The 19,182-nt window shown below is 59.4% G+C and carries 22 protein-coding genes, 1 tRNA gene and 2 pseudogenes; 13 read left to right on the top strand and 12 right to left on the bottom strand.

Translation table 11 applies throughout. The features are described 5' to 3' along the window. Window positions 1-4 precede the first annotated feature (4 nt). From DK871_RS10615 to DK871_RS10595, 5 genes are all read left to right on the top strand, one after another. Complete coding sequence (locus DK871_RS10615) at window positions 5-1,021, top strand: GlxA family transcriptional regulator (protein WP_256677431.1); 1,017 nt, start codon at window positions 5-7, stop codon at window positions 1,019-1,021. Window positions 1,022-1,090: 69 nt separating this feature from the next. Next, complete coding sequence (locus DK871_RS10610) at window positions 1,091-1,702, top strand: transferase (protein ID WP_161904976.1); 612 nt, start codon at window positions 1,091-1,093, stop codon at window positions 1,700-1,702. 347 nt (window positions 1,703-2,049) lie between these two features. Then, complete coding sequence (locus DK871_RS10605; RefSeq protein WP_161904975.1) at window positions 2,050-2,355, top strand: DUF6124 family protein; 306 nt, start codon at window positions 2,050-2,052, stop codon at window positions 2,353-2,355. A 189-nt stretch (window positions 2,356-2,544) separates the two neighbouring features. Next, window positions 2,545-3,285, top strand: a complete 741-nt coding sequence (locus tag DK871_RS10600; RefSeq protein WP_161904974.1) for a type 1 glutamine amidotransferase domain-containing protein — start codon at window positions 2,545-2,547, stop codon at window positions 3,283-3,285. A 106-nt stretch (window positions 3,286-3,391) separates the two neighbouring features. Continuing rightward, the gene (locus tag DK871_RS10595; protein ID WP_161905003.1) at window positions 3,392-4,318 is read left to right on the top strand and encodes an acetoacetate decarboxylase family protein; all 927 of its coding nucleotides are present in this window, start codon (window positions 3,392-3,394) and stop codon (window positions 4,316-4,318) included. Window positions 4,319-4,332: 14 nt separating this feature from the next. On the opposite strand, the gene DK871_RS10590 is transcribed toward DK871_RS10595, so the two are convergent. Then, window positions 4,333-4,791 carry a MerR family transcriptional regulator gene (locus DK871_RS10590; protein ID WP_161904973.1) on the bottom strand — a complete coding sequence of 153 codons (459 nt, stop codon included), beginning with the start codon at window positions 4,789-4,791 and terminating at the stop codon, window positions 4,333-4,335. 177 nt (window positions 4,792-4,968) lie between these two features. Between DK871_RS10590 and DK871_RS10585 the strand changes: the two genes are divergently transcribed. Next, a complete protein-coding gene (locus DK871_RS10585; RefSeq protein WP_019817542.1) occupies window positions 4,969-5,799 on the top strand; it encodes an alpha/beta fold hydrolase in 831 nt (276 codons plus the stop codon). Between the two features lie 214 nt (window positions 5,800-6,013). Further along, entirely contained in the window at window positions 6,014-6,184 is a 171-nt protein-coding gene (locus DK871_RS10580; protein ID WP_161904972.1) for a DUF2986 domain-containing protein, read from the top strand. Here DK871_RS10580 and DK871_RS10575 read toward each other — a convergent pair. The 5 genes from DK871_RS10575 to DK871_RS10555 form a co-directional block, all read right to left on the bottom strand. Then, entirely contained in the window at window positions 6,156-7,151 is a 996-nt protein-coding gene (locus DK871_RS10575; protein ID WP_161904971.1) for a GlxA family transcriptional regulator, read from the bottom strand. The genes DK871_RS10580 and DK871_RS10575 overlap by 29 nt on opposite strands. 4 nt (window positions 7,152-7,155) lie before the next feature. Further along, entirely contained in the window at window positions 7,156-7,698 is a 543-nt protein-coding gene (locus DK871_RS10570) for a cysteine hydrolase family protein (protein ID WP_161904970.1), read from the bottom strand. 90 nt (window positions 7,699-7,788) lie between these two features. After that, window positions 7,789-8,322: a GNAT family N-acetyltransferase gene (locus DK871_RS10565; protein ID WP_161904969.1), complete on the bottom strand. Its 534-nt coding sequence runs from the start codon at window positions 8,320-8,322 to the stop codon at window positions 7,789-7,791. Continuing rightward, a complete protein-coding gene (locus DK871_RS10560) occupies window positions 8,312-9,523 on the bottom strand; it encodes a YeeE/YedE family protein (protein WP_161904968.1) in 1,212 nt (403 codons plus the stop codon). Before DK871_RS10560 ends, DK871_RS10565 begins: the two co-directional genes overlap by 11 nt. A gap of 150 nt (window positions 9,524-9,673) precedes the next feature. Further along, window positions 9,674-10,291, bottom strand: coding sequence for a TetR/AcrR family transcriptional regulator (locus tag DK871_RS10555; protein WP_161904967.1), 618 nt, complete (start codon window positions 10,289-10,291; stop codon window positions 9,674-9,676). 134 nt (window positions 10,292-10,425) lie between these two features. On the opposite strand from DK871_RS10555, the gene DK871_RS10550 reads away from it, so the two are divergent. Beyond that, complete coding sequence (locus DK871_RS10550) at window positions 10,426-10,866, top strand: hotdog fold domain-containing protein (protein WP_161904966.1); 441 nt, start codon at window positions 10,426-10,428, stop codon at window positions 10,864-10,866. A 75-nt stretch (window positions 10,867-10,941) separates the two neighbouring features. Here DK871_RS10550 and DK871_RS10545 read toward each other — a convergent pair whose 3' ends face one another. Together DK871_RS10545 and DK871_RS10540 are read right to left on the bottom strand one after the other, a co-directional pair. Beyond that, a complete protein-coding gene (locus DK871_RS10545) occupies window positions 10,942-12,252 on the bottom strand; it encodes a HAMP domain-containing sensor histidine kinase (RefSeq protein ID WP_161904965.1) in 1,311 nt (436 codons plus the stop codon). Further along, window positions 12,245-12,919, bottom strand: coding sequence for a response regulator transcription factor (locus tag DK871_RS10540; RefSeq protein ID WP_161904964.1), 675 nt, complete (start codon window positions 12,917-12,919; stop codon window positions 12,245-12,247). Before DK871_RS10540 ends, DK871_RS10545 begins: the two co-directional genes overlap by 8 nt. A gap of 291 nt (window positions 12,920-13,210) precedes the next feature. Between DK871_RS10540 and DK871_RS10535 the strand changes: the two genes are divergently transcribed. The 3 genes and pseudogenes from DK871_RS10535 (at window position 13,211) to DK871_RS10525 (ending at window position 14,421) form a co-directional block, all read left to right on the top strand. After that, complete coding sequence (locus DK871_RS10535) at window positions 13,211-13,558, top strand: hypothetical protein (protein WP_161904963.1); 348 nt, start codon at window positions 13,211-13,213, stop codon at window positions 13,556-13,558. A gap of 365 nt (window positions 13,559-13,923) precedes the next feature. Next, window positions 13,924-14,052 (top strand): annotated as a pseudogene (locus tag DK871_RS10530) (BrnT family toxin); the annotation flags it as partial. 3 nt (window positions 14,053-14,055) lie between these two features. Continuing rightward, window positions 14,056-14,421, top strand: a complete 366-nt coding sequence (locus tag DK871_RS10525; protein WP_161904962.1) for a BrnA antitoxin family protein — start codon at window positions 14,056-14,058, stop codon at window positions 14,419-14,421. A gap of 68 nt (window positions 14,422-14,489) precedes the next feature. Here DK871_RS10525 and DK871_RS10520 read toward each other — a convergent pair whose 3' ends face one another. After that, window positions 14,490-15,389 (bottom strand): LysR family transcriptional regulator, encoded by a 900-nt coding sequence (locus DK871_RS10520; RefSeq protein ID WP_161905002.1) that lies wholly within the window; start codon window positions 15,387-15,389, stop codon window positions 14,490-14,492. Between the two features lie 183 nt (window positions 15,390-15,572). On the opposite strand from DK871_RS10520, the gene DK871_RS10515 reads away from it, so the two are divergent. Beyond that, a complete protein-coding gene (locus DK871_RS10515) occupies window positions 15,573-16,583 on the top strand; it encodes an NAD(P)-dependent alcohol dehydrogenase (protein WP_161904961.1) in 1,011 nt (336 codons plus the stop codon). Here DK871_RS10515 and DK871_RS29075 read toward each other — a convergent pair. From DK871_RS29075 to DK871_RS10500, 3 genes and pseudogenes are all read right to left on the bottom strand, one after another. Continuing rightward, window positions 16,514-16,672: pseudogene (locus DK871_RS29075) on the bottom strand (transposase domain-containing protein); the annotation flags it as partial. The gene DK871_RS10515 and the pseudogene DK871_RS29075 sit on opposite strands and share 70 nt — an antisense overlap. A gap of 90 nt (window positions 16,673-16,762) precedes the next feature. Then, window positions 16,763-16,838, bottom strand: a tRNA-Asn gene (locus tag DK871_RS10505). Window positions 16,839-16,871: 33 nt separating this feature from the next. Then, the gene (locus DK871_RS10500; RefSeq protein ID WP_161904960.1) at window positions 16,872-17,795 is read right to left on the bottom strand and encodes a LysR family transcriptional regulator; all 924 of its coding nucleotides are present in this window, start codon (window positions 17,793-17,795) and stop codon (window positions 16,872-16,874) included. 100 nt (window positions 17,796-17,895) lie between these two features. Between DK871_RS10500 and lldD the strand changes: the two genes are divergently transcribed. Further along, window positions 17,896-19,026 (top strand): FMN-dependent L-lactate dehydrogenase LldD, encoded by a 1,131-nt coding sequence (gene lldD / locus DK871_RS10495; protein WP_161904959.1) that lies wholly within the window; start codon window positions 17,896-17,898, stop codon window positions 19,024-19,026. Window positions 19,027-19,182 lie beyond the last annotated feature (156 nt).

Raw genomic sequence — 19,182 nt, 5'->3', positions numbered from 1 at the left:
CCTGATGCCTCCCATCCGCGTAGCCGTTCTCGCCTTTGATGGCGTAAGCCTGTTCCATCTTTCCGTGCCGGGGATGGTGTTGGGAACCGCTCAATCCGCACCCGATGAGCCTTATTACCAGATCAGTTACTGCGCAGAAGTGCCTGGCATGGTCAGCAGTGACCAGGGCCTGGGCCTCTCAGTGAGCCTTGGCCTGGACCTGATGCACACCGCCGATGTGATCATCATCCCTGCCTGGGGCGATCAATCGGTCGTGGCCTCCCCCACACTCATCCACGCACTACAGCTGGCCGATGCACAGGGCAAGCTGATCGTAGGCTTGTGCCTGGGCGCATTCGTGCTGGGCGATGCGGGCCTGCTGGACGAAAAGGAAGCCACCACCCACTGGGCCGCCCGTGACGAGTTTGCGCGCCGTTTTCCCAGCGCTCGATTCAGGCCGGAGGCGCTTTATGTGTGTGCCGGCAACATCATCACCTCCGCAGGTACCGTCGCGGCCATCGACTGCTGCCTGCACTTGATACGCCAGCGGCTCGGCGCCGATGTGGCGAACCGCACCGCAAAGATGCTGGTGACCCCGCCACACCGCCAGGGTGGCCAGGCGCAATACGTGGAACACCCCGTGCCGCAACTCTCCAGCGAGACACACCTGTCGGACGTGCTGGCATGGGCGCGCACCCATCTGGCCAGCGACCTCTCGTTGGACGTGCTGGCCGACCGGGCGAAGATGAGCCGGCGCACCTTTACCCGCCGCTTCAAGGACGCCACCGGCACTACCGTCTCCAAATGGCTCAACGCGCAACGTGTGGCCAGGGCGCAGGCGCTGCTGGAAACCACGGAGCTGCCGATTGAATGCATTGCCGGCGAAGTGGGGTTTGGCACCGCGCTGTCGTTGAGGCAGCATTTTGCCGCGCAACTGGGGACGTCGCCTTCGGAGTACCGCAAGATGTTTTGCCTGGGCACGGGAGGAGTTGGCGGCTTTCTTGAGGATGAAGTCAATCGGGAGCTGCCCCTTGTAAGATGAGGCCTGAGCCCGCTGCTCTAGCGGCAATAGCGCGGTTCTATCCCCCTCCCGACATCGGAAGCGCTCTCCATGAAACTACCTGAGATCAGTACATTCATTGCTCAATGGCCCTCCCTTGGCCTGACGCAGCCTGCCGCTTGGCGGGTGGCTCAAGACTGCGAAAACCAGGTTCTAGCCTTGCTCTCACGCCTGGGCACGGGCTACCGACGCCACGGAAACTGCGCCATCCACGAAAGCGCCATTGTCGAAGAAGGCGCTGTGCTCAAGGGCCCAATCATCATCGGCGAAGGCTCATTTGTAGCAGCGGGAGCGTACCTGCGTGGCGGCGTGTATTTGGGCAGCCATTGCATTGTGGGCCCAAGCTGCGAACTCAAAAGCACCTTCATGCTGGCCACCAGCAAGCTGGCACACTTCAATTTCGTCGGCGATTCGTTGATTGGCGAAGGCGTCAATATTGAAGCCGGTGCAATCATTGCCAATTATCGTAACGAGCTGGACGGGGCGAATATCAAGATCCGTTACGCAGATAATGTGATCGAGACGGGGGTGAACAAATTCGGTGCCTTGGTAGGTGACGGCTGCAAAATTGGCGCGAATGCAGTCATTGCTCCTGGCGCGCTGCTACAGCCACACAGCCATGTTCCACGTCTGGGGTTGATTGACCAGTTCGCCCACGACTAAGCGGGGTAACGGCGGCACCCTGTAAACATGTCCTACAGCGCGCTGCACCACCTTGCTCCGTTGCCTACAGTTGCGTCAGAATCCGCCGGCTTGTGCGCTTGGATGGGCGTCTCTAAGGTGGCTCGGTCGCTGACAACTCAGTGATCGGGTTTAGTAGCCCGAGTGACAACATAAAGTGCATGAGCCTCATCGATCAGATGTTCTTGTCTGTGCTTGATGGTGGCTGTGCGCAGGGCGCCCTCGGGCGCGCCGGCTTTGTGTGTTTCCCCGGTCTACTAACCTGCGTACAGCCGCCACCCTTCGTTTAGTAGCGAAGAGGTGTTGGCCCTAAAACAGGTACAACACACATGTATAAAGTCACGCCTAACCCTCCAAACGATCCAAACCTCAAGCTTGATCACGCATCCCTTAACACCCCCGCGGAACCACCTCCCTCACCGCTGTTCAGCGTTGCCGACGCTGCCAGCAGCGAAATGCTCATCGCCAACAGCTACGAAACCTTTTCCTCGGTTACCGCCTTGCTGCTTGACCTGTCGGATGAACTGACGGGTAAACAGCGCGATATCGCGTTGGCGATTCATCAGTTAAGTGAGTTGGGAATGCTGTTGGTTGATAAGTTGATGGCGCGCGAGGCTGCTCTAGCGGCTGGTTAAACAGTCAATACCGCCGAAAACGCCGAGCTGTCGCGCCCCACGACAACTCGGCGTTTTTTTTGCCAAAGCAGGGGTTGACCTTAAAGCGAGGTTTAAGGTGAGCATGCACCAATCGGCAGGATTACTGGACTCTGGATCATGCTCAAAACCCTTATTTCTTATGCGTTGGTAGCGATAGGTGGCGCGCTTATGACATTTGCACAGGCTGAACCCGGCCCTTCCACGGCCGCTGCGAACAATCGCCAGATCCTGGTGATCATGACCAACCACGCCAGCTACCCCTCAAGGACCGATACCACGGGGCTGTGGCTGACAGAGCTGACGCATTTCACCGAGGTCGTGGAAGCGGCTGGCTACACGACGGTATTTGCCAGCCCCAACGGAGGTGCTGTGCCTCTGGACGAGCGCAGCCTCGGTTGGCTGTACATGGACAAGCCGGCGCGTGAGCAGTTGCAGTCCCCAGCCTTTCGCGCCCGGCTGCAAAACACGCTGCCCATTGCCGATGTCGATCCGTCGCAATTTCGCGCGATCTACTTCACCGGCGGCCACGGTGTCATGTGGGACTTTCCCGGCAACCTCGACCTGCAACGTGTCGCCCAAACCATTTACAACCAGGGCGGCATCGTCTCGGCCGTATGCCACGGTGTGGCGGGCCTGCTGGATCTGAAGGATGAACAGGGCAACGCGATCATCAAGGGCAAAACCATCACCGGCTTCTCCAATCGCGAAGAGCTGCTGTCGGGCATGAAGCGTGAGGTGCCGTTCTTGCTTGAAGACCGGCTGCTGAGCCAAGGGGCGCGTTACCGCAAGGGCTGGGTGCCGTTCACCTCATTTGTCATCACCGATGGCCGCCTGATCACGGGCCAGAACCCGCAATCGCCCAAGGCCGTCGCACTCGCCGTGATCACCGAGCTGTCCCACGAACGATAGCGCCTAGCCCCTCCCTGGAGAAGACCGATTGAACATCCCAAGCGCCGTTTTAACCGCATTGCTGCTCACCCCTTTTGCCAACCTTGCGTTGGCGGGAACGCCCGAGATGCCCAGCCCGAACGACACAACCCACATCGATATCGCCGGCCAGCAGGTACCCGTCGTCAAGGGCGGCTTGTACGACCGCTTTCGCTCCAATCCGCCGTTGTCGGTGATTGCGGCTGAAGTGCCTGGGGTGGATTTAAGCTGGTTCAAAGGGTTGCAAAAGCACAAGGTCGACATCGGCTTTGAATCCTACTCACCCAACTTTTACTACCAGAACAGTCGGGTAACAGCGGTCTATACCGCCGACATCGATAAGCTTCGGGCGTTGATGCCGCCGCAGGTACTGGCCGCCGTGCAGCCCTTGCAAGTCTGGCCGGGTCGCGGGTTGGTCGCGTTTACTGCGTATACCTATGAGCATTGCGATAACGACGCCTATAACGAAGTCGCCGTGTCGATCATCACCAACAAACCCGGCAAAGCCAACCTGGGCCCCTTCACGCTGGTGGGCCAGTCAATGTCGCAGGACTTTTGGGGTTATGTGCTCAAGCTGCCGGTCAATACCGAGCTGGCGCGGGTGCGCGGGGTGGTCGGTTACAACCTGCCGAAATGGCTGACCGGCATTGATCGCAAAGAGGATGGGCACTCGGTGGTGTATGACATTACCGATAGCCAGACTGGCAAACTGGACGTGTCGTTCAAGGCTAAAAAGCTTGAGAAGCTGTCCCGTGATGTGGACCTGGTCACCAGCAGCTTCACCAATCTCAATCACCACGGCCAACTGGCCTACGGGTATGCGGTTTCCCGCCAGCTCAGCCATGGCTCCAGCCGTGACGCAGGCTCAGCCACCCTCACGCTGGGCGATGGCAGCCTGTCCAATTACCTGCGCGACCTCAAGCTGGGGAAAATGGTGAAGTACGAATACGTACCCGAGTTCCAGAGCGCACTCTATGCGCCAGAGCCACTCGCCAACCTGGTTGGCGAACGCTGAACCTTGTGCGCCGGTCAGGCCCTCGGGGCCCGGCGGGCGCTTTTTCTTGTCGATGAGGCTGGAGCGACCCCTTCCTCGCGCAGGCGGTTAATCAGCATCTGCGCATTCTCCGCACAGGCCATGCCTTCGGGCTTGCCTTCGATGCCCTGGATGACGTTCAGCAACTGAGCCTTGTTCTGGGCCAGCCGTTGTTGCAGGACCTCGATTTCCTCGACCTTGTGCTTGAGCCCGCTGAGCAGCTCGTCATGCTGCCAACCACCGGCGCTGCGAGGCATTAACTGCCGGATTTCTTCCAGAGAGAAACCGGCCGCCTGGGCACCCTTGATGATCTCCAACACCGCCTCGGTGCCGGGTGCATAGTCCCGATAGCCGTTGGATTTACGCTCAACCGATTGGATCAGGCCGCTCGCCTCGTAGAAGCGGATGCGTGAGGCCGCCAACCCGCTGATTTTTGCCAACTCGCCTATTCTCATGTACCCCCCACAAAAAACCATTGACCTTAAAGTTGACTTTAAACCTAAAGTCATTGGGCGGCCAAGGCGGCAATGGGTGGACGGCACGCTTGCCAGACACGAATGGGCCGCAGTGGGTCAATCCAGCGCCATGATCGCGATTCGATCAGGCCATCATTTCATTTGGGAGAGGCGAACATGGGCTACGTCACCACGCGGGACGGTGTTGAAATTTTCTACAAGGACTGGGGCCCACGCGATGCCCAGGTCATTTTCTTTCATCACGGCTGGCCACTGAGCGCAGACGACTGGGACGCGCAAATGCTGTTCTTCCTGGGCGAAGGCTACCGTGTCGTTGCCCACGACCGGCGTGGCCACGGGCGTTCCAGCCAGGTCTGGGACGGGCACGATATGGACCATTATGCCGACGATGTCGCGGCCGTGGTCGAGCACCTGGGCGTACAAACCGCGGTGCATGTCGGGCACTCCACCGGCGGCGGTGAAGTGGTTCATTACATCGCACGCCACGGTGAAGACCGCGTCTCGAAGGCTGCCATCATCAGCGCCGTGCCACCTTTGATGGTCCAGACCCCGAGCAATCCTGGCGGCCTGCCCAAGTCAGTCTTCGATGACTTGCAGGCGCAACTGAAAGCCAACCGGGCCCAGTTCTACCAGGACGTTCCCGCTGGACCTTTCTACGGCTATAACCGCCCAGGCGCCAAACCGTCCGAGGGCATCATCCTGAACTGGTGGCGGCAAGGCATGATGGGCTGTGCCAAGGCCCACTATGACGGGATCGTGGCGTTTTCCCAGACCGATTTCACCGAAGACCTGAAGAGCATCCAGATACCCGTATTGGTCATGCATGGCGACGATGACCAGATCGTCCCCCATGAAAATGCCGGGGTGCTGTCCGCCAAACTGCTGAAAAACAGCACGCTGAAGATCTACCCGGGCTTCCCGCACGGCATGCCTACCACCCACGCCGATACGATTAATGCCGATTTGCTGGCGTTCATAAGGAGCTGATTGATTATTGGGGGGGCGGGTGACCGTCTCCCCTCTACCTGAACCGCTCGTTTCAAGTCATGCTGCGTCCTTCAATTCAATGATGATTGCCAGGACGGCGAAGGCGCGCGGCCACGGCCCGTGATCCAGCAGCAAGTGGTCACGCTGATCAGCGAGTTCCTGGCGCGCTGAACCGGTAGTATCATCCGCGCCTTTCCCCTTCAGGCAACGAAACATGAACCGCCAGAAAAAACTTCAGCAGCTTTTCAAAGCCAAAGCGAAAAAGGCCAGTGCCAAGCTGGCGCCTAAAAGCAAAGACAAATACATCAGCAAGGCGGACCGCTTGAAGCTGACGACCGAGGCCGGTCAAGAGCCGGTCACGGCTGTCGAGACGCCTGCTGAGTAAGGCGCATGGCTGAAGGGGTTGCCGCTTCGTATTTGCCCCAGATGCGCCGCAGATGCCGCGCCGAGCCAAAGCCTGCGCGCTCGGCGATGGTTTCTATGTCCAGGGCCGACTCGGCCAGCAGTTCACGGGCCACGGCCAGGCGCAGGCGATGCAGGTAATCCAACGGGCTGATGCCGACATGCTCCTGGAACAGGCGCGCCAGGTGTCGGCTGCTGGTGCAGGCCAGGCTTGCCATGCGGGTGAGCGTCCAGGCCTCGCAGGGGGCGGCGGCGATAGCGTCCTGCACGCGATGGAGCGCTGGGTGCAGGTGATTGCGCCCGGTCACCCAAGGCGATAGCTGCGGGTCACTGCCGCTGCGGCGCAGATACACCACCATGTCCCGCGCTACCGCGCACGCCAAGCGTGGCCCGGCCAGTTCGGCAACCAGTTGCAGCATCAGGTCGATACCCGCCGTGATACCGGCGCTGCAACTGACCGGGCCATCGGTGACGTACAGGCGGTTTTCCAAAACCCGGGCCTTGGGTGCGAGAGCCTGCAAGGTGGCACACAACGAATGGTGCGTGGTGCATTGGCGCCCATCGAGCAGCCCGGCCCTGGCGGCACTCAAGGCGCCGGCGCACACGCACACCAGGCGCTCAGCCGAGGGCGCGAACACGTTTTGCAACCACTGGGTGAGCTGATGGCTGGCCGATTCGAAAGCCTTTTGGTGGGCCTTTGATACGTTCATCGTGGAGCCCACCAACACCACCAGCGTGCCGGGCGCCAGGGTCGGTGGCAGGGGCGCCAGCCCGGTCAGTGGCAAGCCGATGGAGGTGTGCAGCGACTCCACCGGGCTGACGTACTGCAGGTGGAAATCCACTGCCGCCGGGTCCTCGGCTTGCGCGGCCAGGCGCAACACTTCAGCAGGCCCGGCCAGGTCGAGCATCAGCACGTTTGGCAATAGCACGAACAGCACCGGTACGCTCACCGTTTCACTCCGCCAGTGCCTGGGCGACCGTCACGATGCGTGCGAAGCGGTCATCGAGGACCAACTCCGTGCGTTCGCGAATCTCAGCCGGCGTATAGACCCGGCGGCTACGCGCGTGGGTCATCGGGAAGGTCAGGGTCGCCTCGCTGACAAAATCCACCTTGAAGCCGCTGTCCGACGCCTGCCGCGTGGTGGTCTCGCAGCATTGCTCGGTCCGGATGCCACTGATGATCAGCGTGGTGACGCCCATCTCCGTGAGGCGAGCGGCCAGAGGCGTACCGGCGAAGGCGCTGTGGTAACGCTTATGGATCACCCACTGTGGATGGATCGACAGCTCGCTCAAGGCCCTGACGTTGCCCGATTGCATGGAGAAATGCCCTTGGTCTTCAACATGGAAGACTTGTACCACCGGGATGCCTTGCTGAACACAGCCATCGATGAGGGCCTGCTGTTTTTCCAGGTACTCGGGCAGGTCATTTTCGGACCAGTAGGTTGAATGGCGGAAGGAATGTTGGGCGTCGATCACGATCAGGGCTTTATGACTCACGGGTTGTCCTTTTGGCTTGTGTCTATGGGGAGACGATAGAGCCATGGTAAGAACAACGCCGTGAGACCGACAGGCGCAAGGCGGACCACTTCAGGACGGATTCGGACATACCACTTTGTACGCCATGGCACAGCGGCTGCCGGGGGCGAAACCTTGGGCGTATTCAGCCACCAGGGTATTTTCCAGGCGCTGATCGGTATAGGGTTCAAAGCCCAGACGCAGATAGAACGGCGCATTCCAGGGCACATGCTTGAAGGTGGTCAAGGTCACCGCACGCAGTTGCTGGGTGCGTGCGTGGTGGACCGCCGTTTCCACCAGCCTGCGTCCCCAGCCCTGGCCTTGCAATGGCTGGGCAACCGAGACTTCATGGATATGCAGGTCGTCGCCAAAACGTTCTGCGCTGAGGAAGCCTTGGGGCCGGCCGTGGGTGTCGACCACCACCCAGCAGGTCGATAGCGCGATCCACTGGCGATGGCGCTCGACACTGATCGACGCAGCATCCGCCAGCCAACCCAGGCCTTCAATGGCCCGGAATGCTTGAGCAGCGCAATGCTCGATGGCGGGTAATAACCTGGCATCTTGCGCTCGCGCCAAGCGAATGTGAGCGCACGGCTCAGCAGCCACTCAAGGCCACCTGGGGTCGCTCACCCGCGAAGAAGAAGGGCCGCAAGCGCACGCCCACGCTGTTGCCGATAAAGGCCGCCACCAGCCATAACCAGCCATGCAGGCTGCCCGAGGCGATGCCGCTGAAGTAGGCGCCGATGTTGCAGCCATAGGCCAGGCGCGAACCGTAGCCGAGCATCAAGCCGCCGATCACCGCCGCGATTAATGAACGCAGCGGAATGTTCAGGCTGGGGGCGAAACGCCCGGCCAGGCCTGCGGCCAACAACGCACCGAGAACAATGCCGATATCCATGACGCTGGTGATGTCTTCCCACACCGGTGCAGCCAGGGCCTTGGCATTGCCCGGCATCTGCCAGAACGCCCAGCTGGCGACATCCACGCCCAGCCCGCTCGCCACCTTGGCGCCCCACAGCGCGAACGCTGAAGTAATGCCCCACGGCCGCCCGGCCAGGGCCAGGGTCGCGTAGTTGAGCAACGCCAGGCCAATCGCGCCCCACACCAACGGCCATGGCCCGCGCAGGAAGCGGCGCAGCCCTGGGTGCTCACTTTGTACGCCTTGTTCAAGTTGGCCGTGACGGCGTTTTTCCAAGCGCACGGTGACCAGCGCAATCAGCGAGAACACCGTCAGGCTCAGGACCAAAGCCGGCAGCACACCGAAGGTTTTGACGATGGAAACCGCCGGGAACGATGGCAGTGCAAACCACCAGTCGACGTGATGGGTGGCGATCAACGAGCCACAGATAAAGAACAGCAGTGTCACCAACATCCGCGCATTACCGCCGCCTACGGTGAACAAAGTGCCCGACGCACAGCCGCCGCCCAGCTGCATGCCGATCCCGAAAATAAACGCCCCGAACACCACCGACACACCCGCTGGCGCCACCAGCCCGGTCACCGGCTGGCCAAACAAAGTGCCCGCGCCCAGCGCCGGGAAAAACAGCACCACCGCCACCGCCAGCATCACCATCTGCGCACGCAAGCCGGCGCCACGCCGATCATTGATAAACACGCGCCAGGCCGAAGTAAAACCGAAGGCCGCGTGATACAAGGTCAGGCCGAGCGCGGCGCCGACCACCAGCAACAATACCTGGCGCGCGCCCACAGTGTTTTGCAGGAACAGAGCGCCAGCCACCAGGATGACAAAAGCGATCAGTGGCGCGACAGGCTTGCGCGCCGGCGACAGGGAAAGAAAGGTGCTCATGTGGATCTCGATTGGTTGGAAGGAGGCAAGTATAGCCTCAGAGGGATTTTGATCAGGTGGGGGCATTGCCCAAAGGCTCATTGTTTGACCCACCGCGTTCGCAGCCTCGCTAAAGCTCGACAGCTCCCACAGGGGCATGAGCAGGCCTGACTAACCCAGGCTGATCGACTTCCACGCCGCTTCAGCCAGCAGTTCGCGGTATTCAAATGGACTCTTTTTGACCTTCGCCGACAACCACGCACGCGAGTAACTTTCCGCCGCGCCGATAATCAACGAGGGAATCAGTTCTGCGGGCAAGTGGCTGAAATGCTCCTTGCGCCCTTCCCCGCTCATCCATTCCTTCAATTGCCGGTTGCGCTGTTTGTTGCGGGCAAGCAGCTCGTCCTTGAACGGGCCGCTGGACACGGCAAAGCGGCTTTGGAACACAAACCGCGCCCAATCCGGCTGTTCAGTCACCCATTCAACATAGCTGTACACCAGCCCGACGACGCCTGCGTGGGCAGTGTCCGCCGTTTGCAGATAGTGGTCACGCAGGCTGGCCTGGTCCTCCAGCGCCGCAAAGAACAGCGCAGCGACCAGCCCCTCTTTATTGCCGAAGTGGTGATAGATAGCGCCCACGCTGGTATCGCAACGCGCGCGAATGGTTTCGATAGAGGTCGCCTCGATGCCCACCTCGTTAAAACACGCCAGCGCTTCGCGCAGGATGATGCGCTTGAGGTCGCTGCGCCTGCCGGGGAAGGTGCGCTCGATAAGATCGGTGGAGTGCATGGGAGAGGGCCAAATCAAAACAGTTTATAGGCTGATTGCCCGGCAGAGAAAGCTCAGGTTGACAGGCAGAGAATTTACAGAATATTGTTCCGCTACAGAATATTATTCTGCAACTAACCCTTGAGGATATTCCGATGAGCCAAGCCCTGAGCATGTTCAATAGCGTAGGCCCCGCCGCATTCAGCAACCTGGCCTGCCAGATGGCCCCGTACTTCAGCACGATCACGCCCGAGATCGCCGAACTCAAGCCCAACCATGCGGTGGTCACTGTGCCGTTTCGCAAGGAAATCACCAATCACCTGGCCTCCGTGCACGCCATCGCGCTGTGCAACGCTGCCGAACTTGCAGGCGGCATGATGACCGACGCCTCCATTCCCGCCGGGGCGCGCTGGATTCCCAAGGGCATGACCGTGGAATACCTGGCCAAGGCGAAAACCGATATCCGCGCCGTGGCCGATGGCGGCGCCATCGACTGGCAAACCGCGGGGGACAAGATCGTCCCGGTAGAAGTGTTCGATGCGGGCGGCACCAAGGTATTCACCGCCCACATCACCATGAATGTGAAACTCGCTTAGGCACTCGGTCGTTCAGTGCCCTACCGCCGCGCAGGCAGGCCAGCTCACTCACCCGGTGAAATGCGCTGCCTGCCTTTACCCTACCGACTCCACAGCCCGCAGCTTCACCACATCAAGCATGACCGTAAACCGCTGCTGCTCACGAATCACCTCAATCTGCCAGCCCAGTTTTGCGCATAACTCACGCATCAACTGCAGCCCAAGGCCATAGCCAAAATCATCGGATTCCTGTTGTGGCCCCGCCTCCCTGATGTGATTGGCGATCATCAGCCGGGGGTATTTGAAGCGGATTTCCACGGTACCCTCTTCCGCGTATTGCAGCGCATTGCGCAGGAAGTTGCCGATCACGATGCGGCATGCGGTAGGAGGCAGTCGGCAAGGGCCGTCGTGGATGTCGATGCTCAACTCGATATCGCGGTTGCCGATCAGGTAGCGGTGTTTTTCAATCAGGTCGCCCACCAGTTCGCTCAGGTCAACGTCTTCTTCCGGCAGGGGCTCGGGACGTTCGCGGCTCATCCACAGCAATGTCTCGGCGATCAGTTGCATGTTCATCACCGAGCGTTCTATGCGCTGCAATGAGGGTGGCAGGGCTCCGCCCGATTGCAGAGCCAACAATTCGATTGTGGCCTTGAGCACCGCCAGGGGCGTGCGCAGCTCATGGCTGGTGTAACGCAACAAGCGGCCTTCTCGTTCGCTGGCGGCCTGCACCTGCTCAACACTTTTGGCCAGGGCATCGGCCAGCATATTGAACTCCTTAAAGCTGAAACCCGGCCGTGTGCCGGCCAGTGCCTCAGGGTCTTTGAGTGTGCCGGACCATTGCACCAGGCGCCCCAGCGGCCGAACCAGCCACCAGACCAGCAAGGCGATGATGATCAGCGCCGGCACGAATACCGCCAGGCTGATGAACTTGACACTCTCTATCACCTGATCGAAATAGGCGTCAGACAACGGCGTCTCCACCTCCCCGCCTGCTTCCTTATCGTGGTCGATGTCGTACATGTAGAGGGTTTTGCCGTCACCCAGGGGCTGTTCGAGGATGATCTGGAACGGCTCATCGTCGTCATCGGAATAGAGATCGCCGAAGATATTCACCGCGCCGAAGGACAGGCTCGGCGGTGCATTCAGCAACTCGCGCACGTCCTGCGGCAACGCCTCTTTGCCGATGACGCTGGTATAGAAGTAATTGTGAGGCGTCGGCGTGGCCGGGTTTTGCTTGTAGTGCCTGACGAAGTATTGGGCTTCCTCCTCCATCATCGCGCTGGCGGTATAGAACAGGCCGCGCACGGTGAATTCAGGCAGCAGCTTGCTGTAGATCACCAGCACCACCGCAATCAAACACAGGAAACTGCCACTAATCACCCACTTCAAGCTCAGGCCGTTACGCATGGGGTTTTACCTGTATGCCGACACCCGCCAGGGTATGGATCAATGGCCGGCCAAACGGTTTGTCTACCGCCTTGCGCAGCCGGTGCATATGCACTTTGAGGGTATTGCTGTCGGGCGGCTCATCGCCCCAGATTTTGCTTTCCAACCGCTCCCTGGGAACAGGCTCGGGACTGGCGCGCATCAAGTGCTCCAGCAAGGCCCAGCAGATGGGTGACAGATGCAACTCCTGCCCAGCCCGGCTGACTTTACGGGTGCTCAATTCCATGACTAGGTCGTCCACTTGCAGGCGGCTGGTCTGGCCGCTGCGCCGCAGGCTCAAGGCGCGGATCCGCGCCACCAGTTCGGCGAGTTCGAACGGCTTGACCAGATAGTCATCGGCGCCTGCGGCAAAACTGGCGAGCTTGTCCGGCAACGCATCCAGCGAGGTCAGCATCAGGATGGGGGTCTGGACGCCTTGCTGGCGCAACCCTGCGCACACCTGCTGGCCGTCCAGGCGCGGCAGCATGATGTCCAGCAGAATGACGTCGTAATGCTGGTTGAGCGCCAGGTTGAGCCCGGCCTGGCCATTGCTGGCATGGTCGCAGACGATGCCGCTGATCTCCAGGTACTCGATGACGGTGGTGGCCAGGTCCAGGTTGTCCTCGACCAGCAGCAGATGAATATGCACGGAAAAAACCCCTCGGGCAGGCAGTGCGCAGCGGTGTGAAGGATAGCGGAAGTCGGGCGGTTTCCCGTGATGTTTACCTGACGTTAACCCCGTACTGCTTAGGCTAAGGCTCTTCTTATCCAGAGCTCGTCACCGTCATGAACCTGTATTCGATGATCAAAGGGGTGCTGTTAGCCGTGATTTTTTTCACGCTGATGGTGGGCATCCTTCCACAGCAAACGCAGTGGGTACGCATGGGAGGCAATGGCTGGTTTCTGCTTGGCCAGAATGTTGAGCTGACAGGATCGTGTCATGTCGCCCGAGCGTCGTGATGAGATTGGCGCCAGCTATACCGGCCAGTTGGTCGCCTGCGTGGTGCTGGTTATTGGCGTGGCGGTGTCGATGGGTATCTATATCGCGCGCTTGAATGCGCAGCTGGATGAGCAACGCGACCTGTCCTCGGTGTATCTGCCCGACTGCCCTGACGGCCGCGGTGGTTTTATGGTGTATCCCGATGACAGGCGCAGCGGTGACCAGTGCTACACCGCCGATGATGAGGAGTCGATGGATGTCGACGAGGCGCAGCGGCTATCAGGCTCGAACCTTGCGCAATGGTTCGACCACATCCTGCCTGCGCTTCAAACCCCCAGCAGGCTCTAGATACGTCATGCCGTTCAGTGACCTCTGTAGGAGCGAGCTTGCTCGCGAAAAACGTCAACGATAACGCGTGCTTCCTGAATGAACGCGGCGCCTATGAGTTTTTCGCGAGCAAGCTCGCTCCTACGGGCCTATTGCTCTGGCCAACCGCCGCATGGCTGTTTCGATTTCATGGGCGGTCAAGGATGAATACCCCAACAGCCAACCTTGTTTCTTTTCCTCGCCGGCGTACAGCCGGCTGAGGCCGGGCATGTCTATGCATGCCTTCCGACAAAGCATACAGAACCTGGCTACGTAAACAGACGCCCGTTGCGCACGGAAATCCCCAGGCAATCTCTGCATGATCAAGCTCCAACTGATCGGAGGGGATCATGGGCACCGACGCAAACGGACGCGTGTTGGTAGTGGCCTACACCTACGGCGATCCCAATTTCGTGCGCATCATCAGCGCCCGGCTTGCATCCAAAAATGAACGACGCCAGTACCTGGAGCTTTGAGCCATGAAAGACGAATACGACTTCAATAACGCCAAACGAGGCGCTATAGCCAGCAACAAAGGTAAAACCCGTATCACGATCATGCTGGACGATGCTGTGATCGAAGCCGCCCGCGAACGTGCGCAGAGTGCCGGCACTGGCTATCAGACCGTGATCAACAATCTACTGCGGCAGGCATTGGTTTCCCAGGACACCTATAACCTAGCGCCAGCCTCGAAGAAGCAAGCCAAAACCTTGCAAGTCCTCAACAATGGCATCAGCGTCTCAGAGGTCGAAGCGTTGGAACAGCAGTTGATAACGCTCGCTGGAGAATTGAATCGAATGCTTGTTAATCCACTGCCTGCCAAATCAAAAAGCAAACCTGTCTGAATCGAAGGGCTAGAGTTGGCTTCTTGCGAATCGCCCGTCTTGGTGCGGAGTCAGCCTATGAGCCAAGGTTAGTGCGCGGTGAACCAGCTGGGGTGTAGCACAGGAAAATCTTCCTTCAGCCAATCCACAAATGCGTCGACCTGAGGCGCAAGATGCGTTCTGCTTGGATAAAGCACGGAAACCAGGCGAGGCTTTGGACGAAATGCCTTGAGCACTTCAACCAGTTCTCCGCTTGCGAGGAATGTCTCAACGGCAATTCCAGGCGCTTGAACAATGCCGAAGCCTGCAACACCGCATTGAACGTAGGCATTCGACTCATTCACGGTGATTCCACCCCGAGGCGTATATGGACGGTCTTCGCCGTCTACCGAGAAGTGCCAAGGCAGCGGCCTGTTATTTTGACCGGAAAGGAAGCTGACACATTGGTGGTCTACGAGATCTTGAAGGGTTATGGGTGCACCGCAGGCTTGGAGATAACCTGCAGACGCACAGGTCACCATGGTGGCGGTGCCAATTTCTCTAGCCACCATGCTTGAATCCGCAAGGTCACCAATGCGCAATACACAGTCGATGCCCTCGGCTACGAGATCTACCGTACGGTCGGTCACGCCTAGCGCGAGCTCGATTTCGGGAAATGCCTCGGTAAATCTCCTAAGGCTGTCCATGAAACTGTGCTGGGAAAATGCAGTGGGGATGTCAATTCGAAGCCGCCCTCGCAACGTCGATCCACTACGGTCGAACATGGAAGTGGTTTCTGCGATGGTTGCCAAAATCTCTTTGATGCGTTCGTAAAACCGCTCGCCCTCAGCAGTCAGTTTTACTTTACGCGTAGTGCGCTGGAACAGGCGGACACCCAGCGAGGCTTCCAGATCCTGAATGGTGCGTGTGACGTGCGGGCGTCCGGCCTGCATTGCCTCAGCGACTTTGGTGAAGCTCCCCAACTCCGCTAGCTTGGCGAATACCTGCATCGACTGTAGAAGCTCCATAAGTCTCTTCTCGGGAAGCGTGTTAACGGGATGATTGTTGCTGATCAGGATAACAATCCTGTTCGTTTCTGCACATTTATCTAGAGCCGCGAAACCTCAACAATGTCCTCAGCGTAAAGGAGGAGCTTTGCTCCCCCGCACATTCAAAATGGTTGGAGACAGAAAATGAAAGCGTGGCTTCTGAAAGATTTCGGCTTGGATAATCTGGTGCAGGACGAAACGGAAACCCCCGTGCCCCAAGCGGGTGAGCTGCTGGTTAAAGTAGGCGCTGTATCACTCAACTTCCGGGACAAGGCCATCGTTGACGGCATCTATGAACCTCACAGGGTGCCCAAGCCGCTGATCCCCGTCAGCGATGCGGCGGGGACTGTCGTGGCAGTGGGTGAGGGTGTCAGCCGCTTTGCTATCGGAGATCGGGTCAACTCACACCTCTACTCACGTTGGCTGGACGGCATGCCTGGGCCAGATGAACCCAACTACTGCTTCGGCTCGCCATTGCCTGGTGGTCTGGCGCAATACATGATCATCCATGAAGACAGCGCAGTACGTGCCCCCGACAACATGTCAGATGAGGAAGCAGCGACCCTTCCAATTGCTGCTCTGACGGCGTGGTATGCGCTCGTCGACTATGGCCAGATCGAGGCCGGCCAAACCGTTTTGGTTCAGGGTTCTGGAGGTGTTTCTGTGTTTGCAGCACAAATTGCTACGGCTTTGGGAGCCAAGGTTATCGTCACCTCCAGCCGTGATGACAATCTGGAAGCTGTAAAAAAACTGGGCGCGGTTGCGGGTGTGAATTATCGCACCACACCTGAGTGGGCAGAGGAAGTTCTGAAGCTCACTGACGGCAAGGGAGTGGATCTCCTGCTGGATGTGGCGGGCGGTGACGGCATCAATCAATCGATTGCTGCGACAAAGGCAGGTGGACGTATCGCACAGATCGGCTTTCTGACAGGCCAGACCTCTGCCTTGAACCTGATGCCTATGATTTTCCGGCAAACAACGATTCGCGGCATAGCCGTTGCTCCACGCTCGTCATTTGACCGAATGAACGAATTCTTGAATGAGCACAAGATTCGCCCGGTAATCGACCACGTGTATCCATTCGATCAAGCACGCGAAGCGTACGAACATTTGGCCAGAGGCGCCTTTGGTAAGGTAGTAATCAAAATCGCGTAGGACCAAGCGGCTTCAATCTCGCTCGCCCGCTGCGACGGCAGGCGCGTGAGCACGTCCTTCAAATAAGCATACGGATCATGCCCGTTGATGGCGTCATGGGAAGCGCGCTAAGCGTCTGGATTGCTGGGTCAAATCCCAAGCAAAAAAAAAGCCTGTATCTCTACAGGCTTTTCTCTATCTGGCTCCACGACCTGGACTCGAACCAGGGACCCAATGATTAACAGTCATTTGCTCTACCAACTGAGCTATCGCGGAATGCGCCGTATGTTACTGATTAAAAAGAAGAAGTCAAGCATCCTCTGACACTTTCCGTAAATCGCCCCCCTGCTCGCTTGAATACGACGGTTCCCTGGCCAGATCCAACCAGGCTCGCGCTGCCGGTGGCAGGTGGGCGCTGGCGCGCCAGGCCAGGGCGATGTGCCAATCGGTGTGGGGTTCGTCCAGGGGGATCAAGGCGATGCCGGGATGTTGGTGTTTGTGCGCCAGCATCCGCGGCAGGAAGGCGACGCCCAGCCCAGCGGCGACCAGGTCGACGATAAAGTCTATTTGCCCACTGCGGGCGGTGACTTTGGGGGTTACGCCTTTACGCTCGCACGCACTGAGGATCTTGGCGTTGAGGGCAAAGCCGGCTTCGAACAGGATGAACGGCGAGTCGGCCAGGTCAGTGAAGTCGATACGCTCGCGCCGGGCCAATGGGTGGCCCATGGGCAACACGGCGATCAATGGCTCGTTGCGCACCGGTTGGTAGTCGAAGCCTTCATCAACCGGTAGCAGCAAGGCGGCGAGGTCCACCTCCCCCGCTTCCAGGCATTCGCGCAGCCTTTTACTGCCGTACTCGGTCAGTTCGATGTCGATGCCCGGGTAGCGGCTGCGGTAAGTGGCAAACATAGCCGCAAACAACACACCGCACCCTACCGGCGGCAGGCCGATGCGCAGCACGCCGCGCTTGAGGCCGCGCAGGTCGTTGATTTCGGCCATCAGGTCGGTGCGTTCGGCGAGCATTACCAAGGCGCGGCGGTAGGCAATTTCACCGGCGGCGGTGAGTTCGTTCTTGTGGCCGAGACGATTGAGCAGTGGCATGCCCAATTCGTCCTCCAGGGTCTTGACCGCTTTGCTGACGGTAGACTGGGTGAGGGCAACCACTTCGGCCGCCTGGGAGAACCCGCCCTGGCGCACCACTTCGACAAACGCACGCAAGGTTCGCAGGTTCATCAGTATTCCTTTGGCGACTGGATGGCAGTGATAAAAGTTGTTTTCATCATGGCATAACTTTGCTTAGGGTGTAGCACTTTGCCCTGTGGAGACACCGTCGATGATCATCTCGTCCGCTTCCGACTACCGCGCTGCGGCCAAGCGCAAGTTGCCGCGCTTTCTGTTCGATTACATCGACGGCGGCGCTTACGCCGAGCACACGTTGCGCGCCAACAGTTCGGACCTGGCCGAGATCAGCCTACGCCAACGCATCCTGCGCAATGTCGACGACCTGAGCCTTACCACCCAGCTGTTCGGCACCGAACTGGCGATGCCGGTGATCCTCAGCCCGGTCGGCCTGACCGGCATGTATGCGCGACGCGGGGAAGTGCAAGCGGCCAAGGCGGCGGCCAACAAACACATCCCCTTTTGCCTGTCGACGGTGTCGGTGTGTTCGATTGAGGAAGTGGCTTCGCAGAGCCCGCAGTCGATCTGGTTCCAGCTGTATGTGCTCAAGGATCGCGGCTTTATGCGCAACGCCCTGGAGCGGGCGCAGGCCGCCGGGGTGACCACGCTGGTGTTCACCGTTGACATGCCGACACCGGGCGCACGCTACCGCGACGCCCACTCGGGCATGTCCGGCCCCTATGCGGCGCAGCGGCGCATGTTGCAGGCGGTGACCAAGCCTCAATGGGCCTTCGATGTGGGCTTGATGGGCCGCCCCCACGACCTGGGCAATATCTCTAAATACCTAGGCAAACCCACCCACCTGGAAGACTACATTGGCTGGCTGGCCAATAACTTCGACCCGTCGATTAGCTGGAAAGACCTGGAATGGATCCGCGAGTTCTGGAAAGGCCCGATGATCATCAAGGGTATCCTCGACCCGCAGGATGCCAAGGACGCGGTGAGTTTCGGTGCCGACGGTATCGTGGTCTCCAACCACGGCGGCCGCCAACTCGACGGGGTGCTCTCCACGGCCAAGGCGTTGCCGCCGATTGCCGAAGCGGTAGGCGATGACCTGACCGTGCTGGTGGATTCGGGCATTCGCTCCGGGCTCGACGTAGTGCGCATGCTCGCCCTGGGTGCCAAGGCGTGCCTGCTGGGGCGTGCCACCGCCTATGCGCTGGCCGCCGAGGGCCAGCAGGGGGTGGAGAACCTTTTGGACATCTTTGCCAAGGAAATGCGCGTGGCCATGACCCTGACTGGTGTCACCTCCATCGCGCAAATCGACCGTACCACCCTGGTCTAATGGTGATGGGTGCGGTGCACTTTGTTTACGAATAACCGAAGCGTTGTTTATTTGCGACAAGCAACTCGCCCCACCGAAACAGTCACGTCAACCGGGCCGGCGGCAACGCTGGCCCAAATCAGCCAAATAACTGGCGCCATGCTTTAACGGACTTTT

It is taken from the genome of Pseudomonas sp. L13, assembly GCF_009935965.1.
GTDB classification, from domain to species: Bacteria; Pseudomonadota; Gammaproteobacteria; order Pseudomonadales; family Pseudomonadaceae; genus Aquipseudomonas; species Aquipseudomonas lactis.
This window is presented reverse-complemented; position numbering and strand designations above follow the sequence as displayed.